This window comes from Methylomonas sp. Uni0011, assembly GCF_056850255.1.
This window is the reverse complement of record NZ_JBVVNO010000003.1, coordinates 180,777-202,054: the sequence shown is the minus strand read 5'-3', so window position 1 is coordinate 202,054 and position 21,278 is coordinate 180,777. Positions and strand designations below refer to the sequence as shown.

The window sequence follows — 21,278 nt, the reverse complement described above, 5'->3', positions numbered from 1 at the left end:
GGTTTAAGGTTCGCGAAAACGGCTCGATTTTTACACACTCGTCAACGCCGCACCAAATCCGGCGCAATTTGCCGCCCGGCAAATTTAGATGCGCCACTCAGTTTTGTGTCTACACTTCGTGACAATTGGCCAAACTGTGACAGTGGTCAAAGAGGGCTGATAATTAAACAGCCTAGATGCTGCTATAACTTTTCGCCAGTAAAAAACCGCTAAAGTTTTTTTGCCTGCTACCGAAAAGCTAAACACATATTCCGGCGTTGCCATGACGCTTCTTTAACGACGCCGCCGAATTTCAGAATCCATCATACAGGACCGCAACTATGGCTATCACTACCGATACAGACATTACCACTTTGACGCCAGCCCAGATTGCGGCTCTGACCACCACTGAAATTGCGGCTCTGACCACTGGCGCTACCGGACAGATCGCGGCTTTATTGACGACCCAGATTCCGTCTTTAAGCGCGGCTCAAATAGCCGCATTGACGACCGACCAGATACCTTCTTTCACGACAGAGGCGATCAACAAACTTTCCGCTTCGCAGATCAGCAAATTCTCGTCCGCACAGATCAGCGTGATGGAAAATGCCGATTTAAGCGCAATCTCATCAGCCGCGATCTCCGGCATGACTACCGCCGTCCTGAGCGGACTGACGACGACACAGATTCAATTGCTGACCACCGGCACCAATGGTCAAATCGCCGGTTTGAGCGTGGGTAGCGCCGGACAAATCGCTGCATTGACCACGGCCCAAGTCAAAGCACTCTCCTTCGGTCAAGTGGCATCGCTGACGTCTAACCAGGCCAAGGTTCTCAGCGGCGCCCAAATCGCAGCGCTCGACGACGCCGATTTCGGCGCGTTAACCGATTCCGCACTCAGCCAGATAACGACCACGGCCATTTCTTCGATCACCACCAGCCAAATTCAAAACCTGACTTCGAGTCAGTCCGACGGCTTGACGGCTGCTCAAGTCGGCAGATTGAGTTCCGCTCAAGCGGTACAAATTTCGACCGACGCTCTGGCGAATATTACAACCACCGCGATTAAAGGCCTGACTGCTTCAGCAGTTGCCAGCCTGACCGACGCCCAGCTGGCCGCGCTGACAACCGGTAGCGCCGGACAAATCGCCGCGTTGACAACCGCGCAAATCGCCGCCCTGAAATCAACCCAATTCGACGCTTTGACTTCGGCTCAAGCAGCGGCGCTGACTTCTGCACAAGCAGCTGCGATCACATCGGCGCAAATCGGCACCTTGTCGACCTCCGCTTTCGCCGCATTGGATTCCGATGCCATCAGAGGCTTGTCCACCGCTGTAGTCGCCGCACTATCCACCGCAACCGACGGCCAGATCGTGGCCTTGTCGACACAACAAGCGGCGGCATTCACCTCGGTCCAAGTTGCGGCATTGTCTTCCGGCCAGTTTGCGGCGATGGAATCGACCGATCTGGTTGCGATCTCCAGCAGTGCAATCAGAGGCATGACCACCTCAGCGCTGACCTCGTTGAGCACCACCCAAATCCAAAAACTGACCACAGGTACCGCGGGACAAGTTGCCGGCTTAACCACTACCCAAATTGCGGCCCTGACCAGCGACCAAATTGTGGCATTCGGCTCGTCGCAAGCCGGATCGTTAACCAGTACCCAGGCTGCCGCGTTGACATCCACTCAAGTTGCGAACATGGAAACCGCGGATTTCGCGGCATTGACCACCGGCTCCACCGGCGCACTGTCAAAATTAACCACCACCGCCATCGCCGCATTGACGACTGGCGCCAGTGGCCACATTAAAGCGCTGACAACAGGCCAAGCGGCCTCGTTAACGGCGGCCCAAGTCGGCAAATTCAGTTCCGACCAATTGAGCGACATGGAAACGGCGGATTTCGCGGCTCTGAGCTCCAGCGCGATCGCCGGCATTTCCACAACCAATATCTCGTCTTTGACTACCAGCCAAATCGCCGCTCTATCTACCACGCAAGCACCGGCGTTGACTGCTACCCAAATCGCCAGACTATCCACCGGCCAAGTTCAAGCCATTGAAACCGCAGACTTTGCGGAGCTGTCCAATGCCGCCGTAGCCGGCTTCACCACGGCGCAAATCGCAGCCTTGACCACCGGCGCGACCGGCCAGATTGCCGCGCTGACCACCGAACAGGCCGCGTCGCTGACATCCGCAGCAATGGGTGCATTCAGCGCTGCGCAAATCACCAGTTTCGAAACGGCCGATTTGGCGAAAGTCAAAGTTGCCAGCATCAGAGGCATGACGACCGATGCCGTGGCCGCGTTGACTACGTCGCAAATTCAGGCCTTAACTACCGGCGCAACCGGTCAAATCGCCGCGCTGACCACTGCTCAAATCCAGGCGTTGACCCCGACGCAAATCGAAGCCTTGACGACCGCGCAAGCCGGTTCTTTGACGTCCAGCCAAGTCGCAATCTTGAGCACCGCCCAATTCGCGTCGATGGAAGCCAGCGATTTTGCCGCGATTACATCGCAGGGGATTAGAGGCCTTTCGACCGACATTGTGTCGAATTTGACCACCACTCAATTCGCTAGCTTGACTACCGGCACCAACGGCCAGATTGCTGCACTGACTACCGCACAAATCGCCGTTTTAACTACCGGCACCAACGGTCAAATCGCAGCGTTGACCACCGACCAAGCCGCATCGCTGACATCGACTCAAGTCGCGAAATTCACCTCCGACCAATTCGCGTCGATGGAATCCGCGGATTTCGCAAAACTGTCTCCGGCCGGCGTCAAAGGCTTATCCACTGCGACGATCGCCGGCTTGACTACCGCCCAAATCGCCAGCATGTCCACCGGCGCCACCGGTTTGTTGGCCGGTTTGTCGACCGCTCAGATTGCGGCCTTGACTTCGACACAATTGGACGCTTTGAGCTCCGGCCAGGAAGCTTCGCTGACGTCGGCTCAGGTAGCGGCACTTAGCACCAGCCAATTCAGTGTGTTGATCAGCGAAACCACCGATTCCGCGGATTTCGTCAACTTTTCGTCCAGCGGTATCAGAGGCTTGTCGACCGGAGTCATTTCCAATCTGACCACCGATCAAATCCAATTGCTGACCACCGGCAGCGCCGGCCAAGTCGCCGGCTTGACCAGTTTGCAGGTTGCCGCGCTGACCACCGACCAAATTGTCGCACTGACCACCAACCAGGCCGCGTCGTTCAGTTCCAGCCAACTGACCGGCTTGACTACGACTCAAGTCGCCAACCTGGAATCCGCCGATTTCCAAAAATTGAGCAGCGATGCGATTAAAGGCTTGAGTTCTAACGTAATCGCCTCCTTGACTACGACCCAGATCGCTAACCTGACCACAGATCAAGTTGCGGGCCTGACCACGACTCAAATTGCTGCACTAACAACGGATCAATTGCCGAAATTCACTACGGCGCAATCGGCCGCATTGACCTCGACTCAACTGGCGAGAATGAGTTCGGTGCAAATTGCCAGCATGGAAACCGCTGACTTCACTGCGATCTCCACGACGGCTATCAAAGGCATGGCAACCGCGGTACTCGCTGCGTTGGCAACCGACCAAGTCGCAATTCTGACCACCGGAGCAACCGGCCAGGTTGCCGCCTTGACGTCATCACAAATTGCGGCGCTCACAACCTCGCAAATCGCGAAATTTACGACCGCGCAAGTTAATTCTCTAACCTCGGACCAAGTCACCAAATTCAGCGTCACTCAGTTGGCGAAAATCGAAACTACCGATATTTCTGCGCTGAAAACCGAAGCGATTGCCGCACTGACCAGCACCCAACTGCAAGGCCTGACCACGCAGCAAGTTGCCGCATTGACCACTAGCCAAGCGGCAGCATTGACTGCAGACCAGGCTTCGAAATTAACCGCGACCCAAGTCGCCAACTTGCCGACTCCATCGTTCGCCGCACTGACCACTGGGGCCACCGGCGCTCTGGCCAAGCTGACCACCGATGCAATAGCAGTCCTGAACGCGAACCAGATTCAGGCCTTGACGACCAGCCAAGCCGCATCGTTGACCTATATCCAGTTCAATAAATTTACCTCCAGCCAAGTCGAAAACATGCAGGCGGTGGACTTTGCGACCTTGACGACCACCGTCATCGCCAATATGTCGACCACATCGTTGCGGGCGTTATCGACCGATAAAATCACCGAGTTGTCGACGGTGCAAATCGCCGCCTTGACACCGGACCAGATAGCCGCGTTGACCACCACCCAGGTGCAGGCATTAACCGAAGGCACGGCCGGCCAAATCGCCAGCTTAAGTGCAGACCAGGTTCAACAACTAAGTACCACACAGATCGCGGCATTGAGGATTGCTCAAATCACGGCGCTGGAAACCAACGACTTGGTAGCGATGAGCAAGGTTCAAATCGCGGCACTGACCACAGGTGCCACGGGCCAAATCGCGGCATTGACCACAGCCCAAGTGCAGAGCCTGACGACGAGCCAGGTCGAAGCCCTGACCTCCAGCCAAATTGCTTCGTTGACCGACGCCCAAATTGCTGCGTTGGATTCCGGCGACTTGGCTTATCTCGCGTCAACAGCCATCAGCGGATTGTCAACCGACCAAATCTCGGCGCTGACCAGCAACCAAATCGCCGGTTTGACCACATCGCAAATCAAAGCGCTGACCTCTGACCAGTTGCAGGCATTGTCGGTCGGTACCGCCGGCCAAATCGCCGCTCTGACCACCGAGCAGATTCAAAAGCTGACAACCACGCAGATTTCGCAACTGTTGCCGGATCAGATCGCTGCGATTGAAACCACTGATCTACAGAAGCTGACGGTGGACCAAATCAAGGCTCTGACAACCGGGACCGGCGGTCAAATCGCCGCGTTGACCAGCACCCAAGTGCAAAAACTGACCACTACCCAGGCCGGAGCATTGACCTCGGCACAAATGGCGTCGTTGCGGGCCGACCAAGTCGCGGCAATGGAAACCGAAGACTTGGCACAAGTGACAGTGGACGCGATTAAAGGCTTGTCGAGCTCGGCGATTCAAGCCTTGACAACGGCAACCAACGGCCAAATCGCTGCACTGACAACCAGACAACTGACCGAACTGACCAGTAGCCAGCTGACTTCGCTGACTGCCGGCGCCGGTGGCCAAATTGCCGCACTGACCTCAACCCAAGTATTGAATTTGCAAGCTAGCCAAATCGCATCGCTGACGACGGACCAAATCCAGGCGCTGGAAACGGCGGATATTGCGGCGTTGAAAGCGGCTCAAATCCAGGCCTTGACTACCGGAGCAACCGGCCAAGTGGCTGCCTTGAGCTCTACTCAAATCGCCGCATTGACTTCGGACCAAGCGGCAAAATTGAGCGGTGCTCAAGTGGCTTCGTTGACGCCGGGCCAAGTGGCCGGCTTCGAAACCGAAGATTTGAGCGCGGTTACCAACACTGCGATTCAAAGTTTGACCACCGACGCACTGCAGGCTCTGAGCACCGGCACCAACGGCCAAATCGCCTCGCTGACCACAAACCAAGTGGCTGCGTTAACCACGACGCAACTGACCGCCCTGACTGTGGAAGCCAATGGCCAAATTGCCTCGTTGACGACCGATCAGATTGCCAATTTAACGACCACACAAGTTAGCAAGTTAACCACCAAGCAAATCCAAGCCTTGGAAACCGCAGACATTGCCGCGCTGAAAACCCCGCAAATTCAGGCTTTGACGACGGCTCAAGTCGCCGCATTGACTTCGGCACAGGTTACCGCGTTAACCTCCGATCAGGCGGCCAACTTGAGCGGTACTCAGGTTGCAGCACTGACGCCCGGCCAAATCGCCGGACTGGAAACGACTGATCTGCGCGCAATCTCGGCCACGGCTCTGCAAAGTCTGACAACCGATAGTCTGCAAGCGCTAACCACAGCAACAAACGGCCAGATCGCCGCGCTGACCACTGCCCAAGTTGCAGCGCTGACAACGACGCAGATTCAGGCTTTGACCCTGGGTGCTGGCGGTCAGGTCGCTGCGCTGACTACCGAGCAAGCCGCGGCATTGACAGCGACCCAATTGCAAAAACTGACGACTAACCAGATCCAAGCTCTGGAAACGACAGATCTGGCCGCGTTGAAGACTGCACAAATAGAGGCGTTCACGTCAACACAAGTGGCGGCGTTAACGACTTCGCAAGTAGAGAAACTGACCAGCAGTCAAGTACAAGCTCTAAGTTCAACCCAAATAGGTGCGCTGAGCGCCGACCAAATCGCGAAAATGGAGACGACCGATTTACGAGCAGTCACCACCGACGCGATCAAGGGCTTGTCGATTTCGGCATTGCAAGCCTTGACCACGGCAACCAACGGCCAGATCGCAGCGCTGACCACAGACCAGTTGCGAGCCTTGACCTCCAACCAATTGCAGGCATTGACGCTGGGAACCGACGGCCAAATCGCGACCTTGTCTTCTGCCCAATTCGCGGCACTGTCGGCAACGCAAATAGCGCAACTGACTACGCGGCAAATCGAAGCGATTCAAACCGCCGATCTGCAAAAGCTGTCGCTAACCCAAATCAATGCATTGACGACCGACCAGATGGGGGCACTAACCACAGACCAAGTCGTGGCCCTGGATACCTTGCAAGTTTCGGCGCTGACCTCGACCCAGGTATCGGCACTGTCGAATGCGCAAGTGGCTAAAGTTGAAGTCGGAGACATGGCTTTCGTCAACGTGGCAGGCCTGTTGGCTACCGGCGGCCTCACCGCGCTGACTTCATCGCAAATTCAGGCTCTAAATACAACTCAGCTGGCTGCTCTGTCCACTACTCAAATCGCGGCCTTGTCTGCCGGGGCCGGCGGGCAAATTGCATCGCTGACCACGTCGCAAATCAGCCAGTTGAGCACAACCCAAGTCGGCGCTTTGACCTCGGATCAAATCGCCTCGATCGAAGTCGCCGATTTGCAAAAAATGACGACCGATCAGATCAGAGCGATTTCGACCAGCGTGATCGATAAGTTGACAACCGCGCAAATCGACGCATTGACGACGACTCAAGTGGAAGCGCTGACTACTGCCCAATTGCCCAAACTGACGGCAACCCAGTTGAACGCATTGACGACTTTCGATATTCAGGCTTTGACCTCAGCGCAGTTTGCGGTACTGACCACCAGCCAGCTCGATGCCCTGACCTCGACCCAAATCGGCGCGATTACCGCCAACCAACTGGATTTCCTGACCGGGGCTCAAGTGACTAGGTTGGCAACGCTGGGTTACAGCACGATCGACACGGTCGGAATCGAAACCACCTCGACAGTAACGGGTACCACAGTAGCTGACGTGATCGTTGGCGGCGACGGCGCTCAAACCATCGATGGCGACGCCGGTGCAGATGACCTAACCGGTGGCGCAGGTAACGATACCTTCCTGTTCAACACTGGCGACGTCAGCTTCGGCGAAACCATTAACGGCGGGGCTGATTTCGACGCGTTGAAAGTCGTGACCAGCACCGATTTCGCCGGTGCGGGCAACAGCGGTATCACCAACGTCGAGCAATTGATAATCACCTCCGGCCAAACCGCAACGTTTACCGGTGCACAATTGACCGGCTCAACCTTGCTGGTTAACGCTACGGCGGCCGGAGCGGCTACCTTGCAAGTCAATGTCGTCGGCGGTACCGCGGTGAGTTTGGCGGGCCTAACCTTTACCGCATTCGGTTCCGGCAACGCCTTCGATACCGGTACCGACATTGTCAATATCACCGGCGATTCCGATGCGAACACGATCACCGGTACCAGTTTGGCCGATAACATTACCGGCGGTGCCGGTGCCGACACCATGACGGGCGGCACAGGTGCTGATACCTTCGTGTTCGCGGCAGGTGACAGTGGCAATATCCAAAGCGGCAGCTTCGATACGGTAAACGGTTTCACCCTGGCTGACGGCACAGGCCCGGATACATTAAACCTTGAAGGTACGCCGACGATTATTGCCGACGTAACGGCTGTCGACGTGAAACTGGCAATCAGCGGTGTTACCCCGGCGAAAGTGCTGACGGCTGACAGTACCGACGGTGTCATCACATTGGGAGGTGCCGACGCTGCCGACATCGATACGCTGGCAGAATGGGTTGAAGTAGCCAAGTTGATGACCACGGCAGACGGCGCCACCAGTGCCTTCGCTTTCGGCGGCGATACTTATGTGTTCCAGGAGAACACCGGTGGCGATTTGTTGATCAAATTGACCGGTATCGCCGCGGCCGACGCATTGGCAACCTCCGGCACCGGCGCTAACGACATCCTGATCGGATAAGCCTTAACCACTAAAGCTCGGAAGCCGTCCTCTGCGTGAGCGGGGACGGCTTTTTTATTGCCTAAAATCCGGGAATCTTCTTGCTTGGCAATAGCCGTCTATAATTTCTGCAATCCGGCCGCTGTCGAAATGCCATGTTTCGCAATAGACACCGCCGCCGTACCCACAACCGGAACCGACTTCTTAGCCCGGTCGATTTCCCTAAACCTTCAATCGCAACGCAAAACAAGGTAGATAAATGGAGACCCCCCTTTTTTGGCCGATCAAAATCGAGAACGACGTCACCGTGTGTGCGGCCAGCGACATCAATTTGATGACCCCTTATGTTTTGCTGGAACAGGAGGACTGGTTCGAAGACGAAATGGATTTTATCCGGAGCTACATTGAGCCGGGCATGCACAGCCTGGATATCGGCGCCAATCACGGCGTGTACGCCCTCAGCATCGCCAAACGGCTGGATGGCGGTAGAGTCTGGGCATTTGAACCGACTTCGGCGCCGGGGACGATGCTGGAACGCAGCATTGAGTTAAACGGCTTTAGCGACAAGGTCAAGTTGCTGCGTTTCGGCTTATCCGACACGACCCGCGCCGCGGAGATCAGCGTATCGGCCAACAGCGAACTCAACTCGTTGAGCGGCAGCGGCCAAAATAAGGAAACCATCCAATTACGCACCCTGGACGACAGCTTGGCCGAATATGCGCCGGGGGTAACGATCGATTTCGTCAAAATGGACGCGGAAGGCGAAGAAATAAACGTCCTGAAAGGTGGCCAACGCTTTTTCAGCGAACAGTCGCCGCTATTGATGTTCGAGTTAATGCACGGCAGCCAAATCAACCACGGATTGATCGACGCCGTCCGCCAATTCGGCTTCGGGATTTACCGTTTAATCGCCGAACCCAACGTTTTGGTCGAGTTCGATGCCGATCAACACAGCGAGACCTTAAACCTGTTCGCCTGCAAACCGGACCGGGCGGAAAAATTGCGCCAACGCGGATTGTTGCTGGATGCAAACCCACAACCGTCAGTAACGGCGGAAACCTTCGACGCCAGTGCAGTTTTTGCCGGTTACGAGTATTCCCGGTATTGTTTGCCGCTCGACAGCAGCGAATTGGCGCCGGAATTTCGCCGGCTAATATCGCTTTGTGCGGCCTACGAATCGGGTAACTTCACTGCTGGCGAAAAGTTGAACTTGCTGCAGCAGGCCAGAATTTTAGCCGAGCCGTACAACACGCTGAACATCGCGACAGAGGCCGAAAAAACGCCCTGGCTGGTCATGCTGGTCTTTGTTTACTACAAACTGGGCATGCGTGCGGCCGCACTATCTACCGCGGCGACATTGTTGCTGAATATCAACGTGTTGACCGACTTCCACCACCCGTTTCTGCCGCCGCTGAGCCGGGACTTAAAACGTCCGGTCGTCGGTTCGCTTGGCGAATGGTTAAAATGCTTGTTGATCGAGTTCTACGAAAGCAAACGCAGTTTTTCATCGTATTTTCTGGCCGACCCGCTTAGCGTCCTGGATCTGATCCAAAACAGCCCGAATTTATCGATCGGCATGGCCCGACGCTATGCCTTGGCCAGTTTGCGCCGGCAAAAACCGGTTCCCGAGCATATCAAGCAACTGATCGTCCAACACAATCGCAACAATGCAACGATTTGGCGCGAGCTGTTAAACCTACCGCAAGCTTTCAACCTACTCGACGCCTTATTAAAAACAGAAGCTCAGCAGATAAGGGTCAACATCGTCGATATCGGCGCCAGCTCCCACGGCCAATTGACCGAGCCCTATGCGCCGCTAATGCAGGCCGATTTGGCGACCGTGGTCGGCTTCGAGCCCGATCCGGAGGCGCACGCCAAGTTATGCGAGATCTACGCCGGCAACGACGCCTACCGCTACCTGCCCTATTTCGTCGGCAAGGGCGGTCCGGCGACATACTACGAAACCAACTGGTTCATGACCGGCTCGTTGTACAAGCCGAACAAACCGTTGCTGGACGCTTTTTTTCAACTCGGCGACGTGGTGCAGTTGGTCGCGGAACATCCGGTCGAGACCGTCAGCCTGGATCAGCTGAACGATTTGGGCAACGTCGACATGATCAAAATCGACGTACAGGGCGGCGAACTCGACGTATTCAAAGGCGGCAGCAACGCCTTGGCCGACACCTTGGTGATTTGGACCGAAGTCGAATTCGTCGAGTTGTACGAAGGCCAGCCCTTGTTTGCCGAAGTCGAACAATTCCTGCGCTCGCAAGGTTTTATGTTCCATTGCTTCACCGGCATCGTACCGCGCAGTTTCAAACCACTGGTTTTGAAAGACAACCCGTATGCAGGCATCAAACAAGCAATCTGGTCCGACGCCGTATTCGTCAGAGACTTTCAAAAGCTGGACCGACTCAGTAACCTGCAATTGCGCAAACTGGCAGCGATATTGGACAGCGTCGTGCAGTCGCCGGATTTCTGCCTGCTGGTACTGAAAGAGCTGGACCGCCGCGAAGGCTCTAATTTAGCCGACCAATACACCAACAATCTGCCTAGCCACTTCGCGCTGACCACGCCGACCGCTACGCTCAGCGCCAACGATGCCACCCTGGTCCAGCAAAAAACCATGAGAGCGCTGGAGTTGCAAAACAGCAACGACGCCCCCGGAGCCAGGCAATTGTTTCTGGAAGTGTTGCAACTGCAAACACAAAACTTTCCGGCCCTGTATTCGCTCGCGGTCCTTGCCTCGCAAGCCGACGAACAACAGGAGGCCTTGGCCTGGATCGGCAAAGCCATCGCCACCGATACCGGCAGAAGCTATGCACCGGCGCATTTCGTCCAGGCCGTGGTACTGCAATCTCTGGGGCGTTTCGACGAATCGTTGGCGGCATACCAGCAGGCGATTGCCTTGGACCCGGCCTACGAAAGCGCCATGATCAACCGCAGCAACCTGTACTACGAGATCAAACAGCACGTCAAAGCGGTCGAGAGCTTCAACGAGGCGTTAAAAGTCAATCCGACATCCGACAAGGCGCTGGCCGGTCTGGGCATTATCCTGACCGAAATGAACCGTTATGAGGATGCCATTCCGCTATTCGAACAACTGTTGGCGGCGAATCCGGATTTCGATTACGGCAGAGGTTTGCTATTTCACGCCGAGCAGCATTGCTGCGACTGGCGCCGGTTCGAGGAAAGCCGTGACATTATCGAAACCGGCGTCCGCGAACAACGCAAGGTCTGTAAAACGCTGCCGTTTATGTCCTTGTCCAACTCGCCCGAAGCTCTGCAGCAATGCGTCAAGATTTTCGCCGAGCATTTGTTTCCGCCGAAAAACAAGGCGTTATGGAACGGCGAAAGCTACCGGCACGATAAAATCCGCCTCGCCTACGTGTCGCCGGATTTTCGCGAACATCCAGTCGGACATTTGATGGCCGGCATCATCGAGCACCACGACCAATCTCAATTCGAGACCATTGCCATTTCGTTGGGCCTGGACGACAAAGGCGCGTTGCGGCAACGCTTCGAAAATGCGTTTAGCAAATTCATCGACGTACGCGGTAAAAAATCCTGGGAAATCGCGGAACTGATCCGAGATCTGGAAGTGGATATCCTGATCGATTTGGCCGGCTATACCGCCGACTCCCGCACCGACATTTTCAGTTACCGGCCGGCGCCGATTCACGTCAATTTCCTGGGTTACCCCGGCTCGTTGGGCCTGGATTATATGGACTATATCCTGGCGGACCGCATCGTCATCCCGGAACAGCATCAAAAATATTACAGCGAGAAAGTGGCCTATCTGCCCAATGCGTATCTGCCGACCGACTCGAATCTGAAGATTGCCGAACGCACGCCAACCCGAGCCGAAATGGGCTTGCCGGAAACCGGCGTTATCTTTTGCTCGTTCAACCATGATTACAAGATCAATCCGCCGATGTTCGACATCTGGATGCGTCTGCTCAAACAAGTTCCGGGCAGCGTGTTGTGGCTGATGAAGCTGAACGAGCCGGCGCAACGCAATTTGCGCCGGGAAGCGGAACAGCGCGGGATCGATCCGAATCGGCTGGTGTTCGCCACCCGGGTCCCGGCCGTGGCAGACCATCTGGCTCGCTATCGGCTGGCGGATATGTTTCTCGATACCACGCCTTACAACGCACATACCACGGCCAGCGACGCCTTGCGGGTCGGACTGCCGGTGGTGACCTACCTGGGCAACACCTTTTCCGGCCGGGTCGCAGCCAGTTTGTTGCATTCGATCGGTTTGCCCGAGTTGATCGCTCAGTCGCTGGAAGAGTACGAGACTTTGGCGTTGAAACTGGCCACCGACAGCGCTTATCTGGCCGGCATTAAAACCAAACTCCTCGAGAATCAAAAAAGCCATCCCTTGTTCGACACCGAACTGTTCTGCCGCAATCTGGAACAAACCCTGCGCCAGCTATTAGCGGATCAGCACCGGCCCGCCTGACCAGCAACAAACGATAGTGTCTGCCGAAAAACTGCAACAGCTGTTGCAACTCGCCATCGCCCAGCACCAAGCCGGGCGACTGGCAGAGGCGCAAGCTTTGTATCTTCAGATATTGCAGTTGCAACCCGAACACGCCCAAACCCATCACAACATGGGTGTTCTGGCGTTGCAGGTCGGCCAATTCGACATTGCCCTGAACCACCTTGAACGCGCTATGGCAACCGACCCGGCGCAACACAAGTACCAGCTTAGCTATTTGCAGGCGCTGGTTCAGGGCGAGCGTTATCCGCAAGCACGAGAGCTGCTGCAGCAAGCCAAGCAGCGCTACGGTTTAGGCGGGCCGGATATTGCGGCGATGGAACAGGTCCTGGCCGCCCCAGCCGGTCCGGATTTGCAGGCGTTGTACGCCCACTTTCAACAAGGCCGTTATGCCGAAGGCGAACAACTTGCCCGCCGTTTGCTCGCCCTCTTTCCTGAATCGGGTATCGTCTGTAAAATCCTGGGCTTGTTCCTGCTGCAACAGCAGATTTTCCCGGAAGCCCTGCAGGCTTTAGGCCGCGCCGCAGATCTGTTGGCCGATGACGCCGAAGCCCAGCTCAATTACGCCTCAGCTTTGCACGGTCAGGGCTGCTTTGCGGAAGCCATCGACGCCTACCGCCGCTCCTTGCAACTCGAGCCGAATAACGTGCCTGCGTATGCCAATCTGGGCAGCCTGCTCTACAATCTGGGCCGTTACGCCGAAGCCGAGACCTGTTTTGCCCGGCTGACGGCGTTAACTCCCGACGCAATCGACGCTTGGTTGCGCTTGGGTCTGAGCCAACAGGCGCAAAGCCAATTCGCCGCTGCCGAGCAAGTGTTTCGCAAAGCATTGGCTAAAGCCCCTTTCCAGGCCGAAGTCCACTACCAATTAGCGGTACTATTGAAAAGCCAGGCCAGGGCGGCTGAGGCCTTGGCGGCCTGCCAGCAAGCGCTGGTATTGAATCCGGAGTATGCGGAAGCGTTTTGTACGCTGGGTTCGTTATATTACGAAGCCGGCGATTTGGTCCAAGCCGAAACTCATTTCCGCAACGCGTTGGCCAAGCAAGCCGATTATCCGGAAGCGCTGAACAATCTCGGCACCACCTTACAAATGCAGCGGCGGCTTATTGAAGCCGAATCCAGTTATCGCCGGGCGCTGGAACTGAATCCGGCTTATGTCGACGCAGTTACCAATCTCGGCATTAATCTGCAAAGCCAGGGCCGCATTGCCGAAGCCGAGGCCTGCTGGCGCCGCAGCTTGGCCCTGAATCCAGATCAAATCGCCACCCAAAGCGGTTTGTTGTTTCATTTGAACTACAGCGCACACACACCTAACTGCAATTATCTGGAAGAAGCGCAGAAATTCGCCGAGATGGCCGAGCATGCGGCGCGGCCGTTTGCCGATTGGCTATGCGACGACAATCCGGAGCGGTTACGGATCGGATTGGTGTCCGGGGATTTACGCGATCATCCGGTCGGGCATTTTCTGTTGGCGTTATTGCGCGACAGCGACGCACAGCAAGTCGAATTTATTGCCTACGCAACTCAGCCCGGAACCGACCACTATTCGATGCGTTTGCAACCCTATCTACGCGAATGGAAAAATATTGGCGGTTTGACTGACGCAACCGCTGCCGAGCTGATACGCGGCGACGCGGTGCATATCCTGATCGATCTGGCCGGCCACAGCGCCCACAATCGGCTGCCCTTATTCGCCTGGAAGCCGGCACCGGTTCAGATTAGTTGGCTGGGCTATTTGGCTTCGACCGGGTTGCCGGCCATCGATTACGTGTTGAGCGACCCTTATTCGATTCTGGCCGAAGACGAACAGCACTTTACCGAAGCGATATGGCGTCTGCCGCAGACTTGTTTATGTTTTACGCCGCCGCAACAGGCCGTCGAGGTTCGGCCGCTACCGGCGCTGCAAAATGGTTATATCACCTTCGGTAGCTTCAACAATCTGACCAAAATCAGCGACGACACGATTGCACTCTGGGCTCAAGTATTGCGGCATGCCCCTGATACCAAATTGTTTCTGAAAGCCAGCCAGTTAAACGAGGTTTTGGTTCGGGAACGGACCATCAACCGCTTTTCCGACCACGGTATCGACAGGGATAGGTTGGTTTTGAGCCCGCCTTTTAGCGACCGGACGCAACATTTAGCGGCTTACCAGTCTGTCGATATTGCATTGGACACGTTTCCGTATCCTGGCGTGACTACCAGCGTGGAAGCGTTATGGATGGGAGTGCCGGTGCTGACTCTGCGCGGCGGCGGTTTACTGGCGCGCGCCGCGGAATCGATCGCTACCAATGCCGGGCTGGCCAACTGGATCGCGTCAGACCAGTCGGATTATCTGCAGAAAGCCGCTGGTTTTGCCGCCGATCTCGGTCTGCTTAGCCAGCTGCGCTCGGAATTACGGGACCGGCTGCAATATTCACCGCTGTTTGCCGGCAGGCAATTTGCCGAGCAATTTGCCCAAGCCATGCGGGAAATGTGGAGCACCAGGGTTAATCGCTAATTTTACCGCTGCAGGTCTGCGACTGTCCGGGCTAAGAAAAAGCCGAAACTAACGGCTGACGCCCGACAAGAACGGCACGAAGGTTACCCGCTCGATGACTTCGTCTTCGAAGCCGTGTTCGGTACGCGTGATTCTGTGTAATTCCTGCATGCCTTCCAATCCGACCGGGATAACCAAGACGCCGCCGACTGCGAGTTGTTCCAATAATGCCGGCGGAACTTCCGGTGGCGCCGCAGCGGCCAAAATGCCATCGAACGGAGCGTGCTCCGGCCAGCCCCAACCACCGTCGCTATGCTTGAACCCCACCGTTTTTATGCCCAGTTCCCATAGCGTGTCTCGAGCTTTTTTCATCAACGGCGCAATCCGCTCGACCGAATAAAGCTGACCGACCAAGTTAGCCAATATCGCGGTCTGGTAGCCGCAACCGGTGCCGATTTCCAATACGTTTTTCCGCGGCCCGAATTCCAGCAATAACTCGGTCATTTTCGCCACGATGTAGGGCTGGGAGATGGTTTGGTTATGGCCGATCGGCAGCGCCGTATCTTCGTAAGCGCGACTTTCCAGAGCCTCGTCGACAAAAATATGCCGCGGCGTATCCGCCATCACCGCCAACACGTTACCGTTTGTTATGCCCTGCTGCCGCAGCCGGGAGATCATGCGCTCCCGGGTACGGCGCGAAGTCATGCCGATGCCTTGTAGACGCCGACTCATACCTATGCCTCCAATGCCAACCATTCGCTCAGGCCTGCCAAACGCTCATAACGGGTCAAATCCAGTTGTAGCGGTGTGACCGATACAAAACCGTTGCGGATCGCATCGAAATCCGTACCCGGACCAGCATCCTGCTCGCTACCCGGCGGCCCCACCCAGTAAATAGTATGCCCGCGCGGGTCGCTGGCGCGAACCACCGCTTCCGCCTTGTGCCGTTGGCCCAGGCGGGTTGCTTGATACCCTTTCAATTCGTGCAACGGCACATCGGGTACATTAACATTCAATAAGGTGTCCTCCGGCAGCGGATGAGCCAGAATTTTTTGCATTAAGGCGATTGCAACCGCGGCCGCGGTATCGAAATGTTTGGGGTCGCTGGCTGCTAGCGAAATAGCGACCGCAGGCAATCCCAAAAATCGGCCTTCGGTCGCTGCCGCGACAGTTCCGGAGTACAGCACGTCGTCGCCCAGGTTGGCGCCATGGTTAATACCAGCGAACACCATGTCGGGTTCGGTTTTCAATAAGCCAGTAATCGCCAAGTGTACGCAATCGGTCGGTGTACCATCGACACGGACAAAACCATTGTCACATGCCGTAGCGCGTAACGGCATGTCCAAAGTCAACGAGTTGCTGGCCGCGCTGCGGTTCTTGTCCGGTGCAACGACGGATATTTCGGCATATTGACTCAATGCTTGCGCCAATGTATTGATCCCTTGCGCCAAATAGCCGTCGTCGTTACTAATCAGAATGTGCATACCGCATTAAAACGCATTAAAATTGCAGCATCTTAGCAAAAAAACCGCAAAACCAGCAGCTTACGTGACAAAAAAAACCACTTCGCCGGATGACTCCGCGCTGTTCAGAAACACGGTAGGCAAAGTTAAAACTATCGATAGCAATACGGTGAGTCTGCAACCCGCCGGTAAGCCTCGCCCATTTCCGAAAACTAAGCCGCTCGAACAAATAGACCCGCTGCAAAAAGATATTTCTGAAAAGTTGGACATGCTGTTTCAGGAAGACCGGATTGCCTTTCTAGCGCCGGGCCTGCAAAAAAACGTGCTGAAGAAGCTACGCCAGGGGCAGTATGGCTTGGACGCCGAAATCGATCTGCACGGTTTGACTAGCCGAAACGCCAAACAACAATTATTAAATTTCTTGCATGACTGCGTCGAAAACGGAATCCGCTGCGTTCATGTGATTCACGGCAAGGGATATAACTCGCCCGACAGTCAGCCGGTGTTAAAAAATGATATCAATTTGTGGTTACGCCAACATCAAGACGTATTGGCGTTCTGTTCGGCTCCGCCAAAAGCCGGGGGCTCCGGAGCCGTATTCGTATTGCTGCGATTCTCCGCCAAATTTGGCGCGCACGAAGAAGATATCTAAATCAATGAAGCTCACCAACAAGTTGTTTGGCGCAGAACCGTTTTTTGTACGGACCGCTTACCTTGACGAGGCCGTGAACTTGCTCTAGCTTTTTAGCACTGAAACGCTAAACCTGTCTAAAAACACCCACATCAGCGATGACAATTGCCCTCATTTCTCGCGGTAACAAAAACACTCGATTATTGGCCCGCCCCGTACCGGGAGGTATCCGCTTATGAGTTTGAAGGTAGCAATCGTCGGCCTCGGCCGTATCGGCCGCGGCGTATTACGTACGAACTTTTCCCAGCAAAGTGGGGGCCGACATCAGATTTGCGTGGTGTGCGACGTGATGACGATTGACCATGTCGCGTATTTACTGGCAAATGACAGTACGTACGGCAGACCTCCGTTTCAAGTTGAGTGCGATGGCAACGACCTGATTTTGGATGGGAAAAGAATACGCTATCAACGGGTCGATAGACGACGCAGCGGCCCATCCGAACATGGCCTCGACAGTTTGAAGGAATTTGATCTCGATGTTTTATTCGACGCCACCGGCACCGCTAGCATCAATGATTTCAGAACCATTTTGGAACGGGACATCGCCCGCAAGGTGTTATGCACATGGAACGTGACCGGGTGCGACATCAGCATCGTTTACGGGGTTAATCAGGCTGATTACCTACCGGATAAGCACCACGTTATCTCCGCGAGTACCTGCACCGGAAATGCAATGGTACCGATTTGCCACATTCTGGATAAACATTTTGGAATAGTATCGGCGCGTATCGCCACCATACACCCCCAACTCTCTGACCAGAGGGTCTTGGACGGCTACCACTCATCTTCACAGCTTGGGCGAGGCTGTGCCGCTTCGATCATCCCCACCGGCACCAATGTTGCCAAGTCGACAGCTCTCGTCTTACCAAATTTGGCGGGCAAGTTGGAAGCCGTTTCCTACCGCGTCCCAACTGCAATAGTGTCGGTGATCGACTTTACGGCATACTTGGCAACGGATGCTAGCCGAGATCAGTGCATAGAACTATTTGAGCGATATGCTAACAACCAATTGTCCGGAATCATTTGCTGTGACTACGGGGCGTGGGGCCATCAAAAAGCAAGCATCGACTACATGCGAACAGATTTCTCTGCAATTTTGTTGATGGCGCAGCTCACAATTAATCAGCAAAGGCAAATCGGATTATCGATAATGCACGATAACGAACACGCATACAGCTGTAGAGTTTTGGACGTACTCGGTGTGTTGAAGTCAGCAACGCAGAACCACCCCACACAACGCTCTGAATGAACCCTATAAGCGGATTTCCTCCAATTGCGACGGAGCGCGCCCGAATCTTGATTCTCGGCAGCATGCCAGGATTAGCTTCGCTTAACGCCGGTGAATATTACGCCCATCCCCGCAATCAATTCTGGCCGATTGTCTGTAGATTACTAGGAATCGATGCGTTACTTCCTTATGAATCCAGATTAAATGCTCTCAATGACAACGGCATTGCCGTGTGGGACGTGATAAAAGACTGCTCTCGTTCTGGCAGTCTAGATTCCGCCATTGTTAAACAAACGATCGTTCCCAACGATTTCGTTATCTTTTTCCAAAGACACCCATCGATACGTAGCGTGTTCTTCAACGGTGCTACAGCAGAAAACCTGTTTAGGAAATTTTATTTAACTACCACGCTGAAGGTATGTGATGACATACGCAACTATAAAAGACTACCATCAACCAGCCCGGCCAATGCCGCATTATCATTGGAACGGAAGCTGGAAACATGGAAGCTTATATTGAATTAGCTATCCGAAAAGCGACGGATAAAATAATGCACTTCTAAATAAAAAGGCCTAACCAAATAAGGCTAGGCCTTTCAATAAAAACATCTAGTAAAGTTAATAAGTTTATTCTGCCGCAGCCACAGGCTCCGGTCGATCAACCAACTCTACATAAGCCATTGGTGCATCGTCACCTGGCCGAAAGCCGCACTTAATGATACGCAAGTAACCACCAGTTCTGGCAGAGTAGCGTGGACCCAGTTCGTTAAACAACTTAGTCACCACATCGCGATCACGCAACTTGGAGAAAGCTTGACGACGTTTTGCGACTGAATCATTTTTCGACAGAGTGATCAACGGCTCTGCAATCATTCTTAATTCTTTTGCTTTCGGAAGCGTGGTTTTAATCAACTCATGCTTAAAAAGTGAGCAAGCCATGTTGCTAAACAGCGCTTTTCTGTGGCTGCTGTTTTTATTTAACTGTCTTCCAGATTTACGGTGTCTCATTTTTCAGTGCCTTATATTCAAATTCCAGCTTGGGATTGGTCTGCCAAGTTCTCAGGCGGCCAGTTTTCCAGCCGCATGCCTAAAGACAGTCCTTTAATAGCAAGGATGTCTTTTATCTCGGTGAGAGACTTCTTGCCTAAGTTGGGAGTCCGTAACAGCTCGACTTCTGTTCGCTGGATTAAATCGCCGATATAAAAGATATTTTCTGCTTTTAGGCAATTCGCTGAACGAACCGTCAGTTCTAAATCATCTACCGGACGTAATAGTACGGGGTCGAAAGAGTCCTCTTCTACCGCAACTTCCTCCTGAACTTGCTCGTTGACCTTTTCGAAATCAACGAAAACAGAAAGCTGATCGTGCAAGATTGACGCGGCCGTCTTTATCGCATGCTCTGGATCTACAGTGCCATTAGTTTCCAACTCGATAACTAAGCGATCGAGATTGGTCCGCTGCTCAACCCGGGTGCTCTCTACGTGATAAGCCACTTTAACAATCGGACTGAAAGCGGCATCCAACATCAGAACGCCAACGGGAGCGTCGTCGAACGCTTCCTTTCTGACGCTTGCTGGAACGTAGCCGCGCCCTCTTTCAACTTTAATTTTTATGTTTAAGCCGATATCTTGGGTAACGTTAGCGATGACCAATTCAGGATTGGCGACTTCAACGTTATGAGGCAATTCTATATCACCAGCAGTAACAACACCCGCTCCCTTTTTTGATAAGGTTAATGTTACCTCGTCTTTAGAATGGACAATTACCGCCAGCTTTTTCAAATTCAAGATGATATCGATAACATCTTCTTGAACGCCTTCGATCGTGGTAAATTCGTGCAGCACACCGTCTATAGATATTTCTGTAACTGCGCAACCAGGAATTGAAGAGAGCATGACCCTTCTCAAAGCGTTGCCGAGCGAGTGGCCAAAGCCTCTTTCAAGCGGCTCGATCACAATCCGCGAATGATTGGCCGATTCGTTTACGACTTCAACTAATCTTGGCTTAAGAAGGCCACCAATAGAACTCTGCATATATTGTATCCTAGCCCTGTTTATTACTTAGAATAGAGCTCGACAACCAACTGTTCGTTGATGTCAGACCCCAAATCGACGCGATCAGGCACGGATTTGAATACGCCGCTCATTTCTTTAGCGTTAACTTCCACCCATACCGGAAAACCGTATTGTTCCGCAACGACCAACGCATCCTTAATTCGCTGTTGACTCTTGGCTTTCTCTCTGATTTTAATCACGTCGCCTGCTGAAAGCTGATACGAGGGGATGTTGATCAGACGATCATTGACCAAGATTGCTTTGTGCGACACCAACTGCCTAGCCTCTGCTCGAGTGGCCGCGTAGCCCATGCGATAAACAACGTTATCCAGCCTGGATTCCAGGAAATCCAACAAATTTTGACCAGTCGCGCCTTTCTGCAAGTCGGCCGCTTTGTAATAATTTCTAAATTGCTTTTCCAAAACGCCATAAATCCTGCGCAAACGCTGCTTTGCTCGCAATTGCATAGCGTAGTCAGAGTTTCTCGTGCGCTTAGCCCCATGCTGACCGGGGCGCTGATCCAATTTGCACTTACTCTCCAGAGATTTACCTCTGCTTTTTAAAAAAAGATCAGTGCCCTCTCTGCGACTTAACTTACACGCAGGACCAAGATATCTTGCCAT

At 54.2% G+C, this 21,278-nt stretch carries 11 protein-coding genes; 6 read left to right on the top strand and 5 right to left on the bottom strand.

The genetic code is table 11. The features are described from left to right. The first annotated feature begins 320 nt into the window (after positions 1-320). The 3 genes from AC0IM9_RS06210 to AC0IM9_RS06200 all read left to right on the top strand — a co-directional run bounded on the left by AC0IM9_RS06210 (position 321) and on the right by AC0IM9_RS06200 (position 15,241). Complete coding sequence (locus tag AC0IM9_RS06210; protein ID WP_482803419.1) at positions 321-8,261, top strand: beta strand repeat-containing protein; 7,941 nt, start codon at positions 321-323, stop codon at positions 8,259-8,261. Between the two features lie 238 nt (positions 8,262-8,499). After that, positions 8,500-12,705, top strand: coding sequence for an FkbM family methyltransferase (locus AC0IM9_RS06205; protein WP_482803418.1), 4,206 nt, complete (start codon positions 8,500-8,502; stop codon positions 12,703-12,705). A gap of 16 nt (positions 12,706-12,721) precedes the next feature. Then, the gene (locus AC0IM9_RS06200; RefSeq protein WP_482803417.1) at positions 12,722-15,241 is read left to right on the top strand and encodes a tetratricopeptide repeat protein; all 2,520 of its coding nucleotides are present in this window, start codon (positions 12,722-12,724) and stop codon (positions 15,239-15,241) included. A 48-nt stretch (positions 15,242-15,289) separates the two neighbouring features. Here the strand turns inward: AC0IM9_RS06200 and AC0IM9_RS06195 are convergent, their stop codons facing one another. Then, positions 15,290-15,952 carry a protein-L-isoaspartate(D-aspartate) O-methyltransferase gene (locus AC0IM9_RS06195; RefSeq protein WP_278209447.1) on the bottom strand — a complete coding sequence of 221 codons (663 nt, stop codon included), beginning with the start codon at positions 15,950-15,952 and terminating at the stop codon, positions 15,290-15,292. 2 nt (positions 15,953-15,954) lie between these two features. Next, on the bottom strand, positions 15,955-16,704 hold the full coding sequence (surE, locus tag AC0IM9_RS06190; protein ID WP_140913530.1) for a 5'/3'-nucleotidase SurE: 750 nt from the start codon (positions 16,702-16,704) through the stop codon (positions 15,955-15,957). A 64-nt stretch (positions 16,705-16,768) separates the two neighbouring features. On the opposite strand from surE, the gene AC0IM9_RS06185 reads away from it, so the two are divergent. From AC0IM9_RS06185 to AC0IM9_RS06175, 3 genes are all read left to right on the top strand, one after another. Then, a complete protein-coding gene (locus AC0IM9_RS06185) occupies positions 16,769-17,335 on the top strand; it encodes a Smr/MutS family protein (protein WP_482803416.1) in 567 nt (188 codons plus the stop codon). Between the two features lie 214 nt (positions 17,336-17,549). Beyond that, complete coding sequence (locus tag AC0IM9_RS06180) at positions 17,550-18,623, top strand: glyceraldehyde 3-phosphate dehydrogenase NAD-binding domain-containing protein (RefSeq protein ID WP_140913528.1); 1,074 nt, start codon at positions 17,550-17,552, stop codon at positions 18,621-18,623. Further along, positions 18,620-19,126 carry a DNA-deoxyinosine glycosylase gene (locus AC0IM9_RS06175; RefSeq protein WP_482803415.1) on the top strand — a complete coding sequence of 169 codons (507 nt, stop codon included), beginning with the start codon at positions 18,620-18,622 and terminating at the stop codon, positions 19,124-19,126. The genes AC0IM9_RS06180 and AC0IM9_RS06175 overlap by 4 nt, the downstream gene beginning before the upstream one ends. 102 nt (positions 19,127-19,228) lie before the next feature. Here the strand turns inward: AC0IM9_RS06175 and rplQ are convergent, their stop codons facing one another. Genes rplQ through rpsD form a run of 3 tightly spaced genes read right to left on the bottom strand, consistent with a single transcriptional unit; the run spans position 19,229 to position 21,278 of the window. Continuing rightward, positions 19,229-19,609, bottom strand: a complete 381-nt coding sequence (gene rplQ, locus AC0IM9_RS06170; protein ID WP_482803414.1) for a 50S ribosomal protein L17 — start codon at positions 19,607-19,609, stop codon at positions 19,229-19,231. Between the two features lie 17 nt (positions 19,610-19,626). After that, positions 19,627-20,634: a DNA-directed RNA polymerase subunit alpha gene (locus AC0IM9_RS06165; protein ID WP_482803413.1), complete on the bottom strand. Its 1,008-nt coding sequence runs from the start codon at positions 20,632-20,634 to the stop codon at positions 19,627-19,629. A 23-nt stretch (positions 20,635-20,657) separates the two neighbouring features. Beyond that, the gene (gene rpsD / locus AC0IM9_RS06160) at positions 20,658-21,278 is read right to left on the bottom strand and encodes a 30S ribosomal protein S4 (RefSeq protein WP_482803412.1); all 621 of its coding nucleotides are present in this window, start codon (positions 21,276-21,278) and stop codon (positions 20,658-20,660) included.

Excerpts from the sequence above, each read along its gene's own strand:
- surE (WP_140913530.1), bottom strand. The coding sequence starts at position 16,704 with ATGCACATTCTGATTAGTAACGACGACGGCTATTTGGCGCAAGGGATC.
- AC0IM9_RS06180 (WP_140913528.1), top strand. The coding sequence starts at position 17,550 with ATGAGTTTGAAGGTAGCAATCGTCGGCCTCGGCCGTATCGGCCGCGGC.
- AC0IM9_RS06210 (WP_482803419.1), top strand. The coding sequence starts at position 321 with ATGGCTATCACTACCGATACAGACATTACCACTTTGACGCCAGCCCAG.
- AC0IM9_RS06195 (WP_278209447.1), bottom strand. The coding sequence starts at position 15,952 with ATGAGTCGGCGTCTACAAGGCATCGGCATGACTTCGCGCCGTACCCGG.
- AC0IM9_RS06165 (WP_482803413.1), bottom strand. The coding sequence starts at position 20,634 with ATGCAGAGTTCTATTGGTGGCCTTCTTAAGCCAAGATTAGTTGAAGTC.
- rplQ (WP_482803414.1), bottom strand. The coding sequence starts at position 19,609 with ATGAGACACCGTAAATCTGGAAGACAGTTAAATAAAAACAGCAGCCAC.
- AC0IM9_RS06205 (WP_482803418.1), top strand. The coding sequence starts at position 8,500 with ATGGAGACCCCCCTTTTTTGGCCGATCAAAATCGAGAACGACGTCACC.
- AC0IM9_RS06175 (WP_482803415.1), top strand. The coding sequence starts at position 18,620 with ATGAACCCTATAAGCGGATTTCCTCCAATTGCGACGGAGCGCGCCCGA.
- rpsD (WP_482803412.1), bottom strand. The coding sequence starts at position 21,278 with ATGGCAAGATATCTTGGTCCTGCGTGTAAGTTAAGTCGCAGAGAGGGC.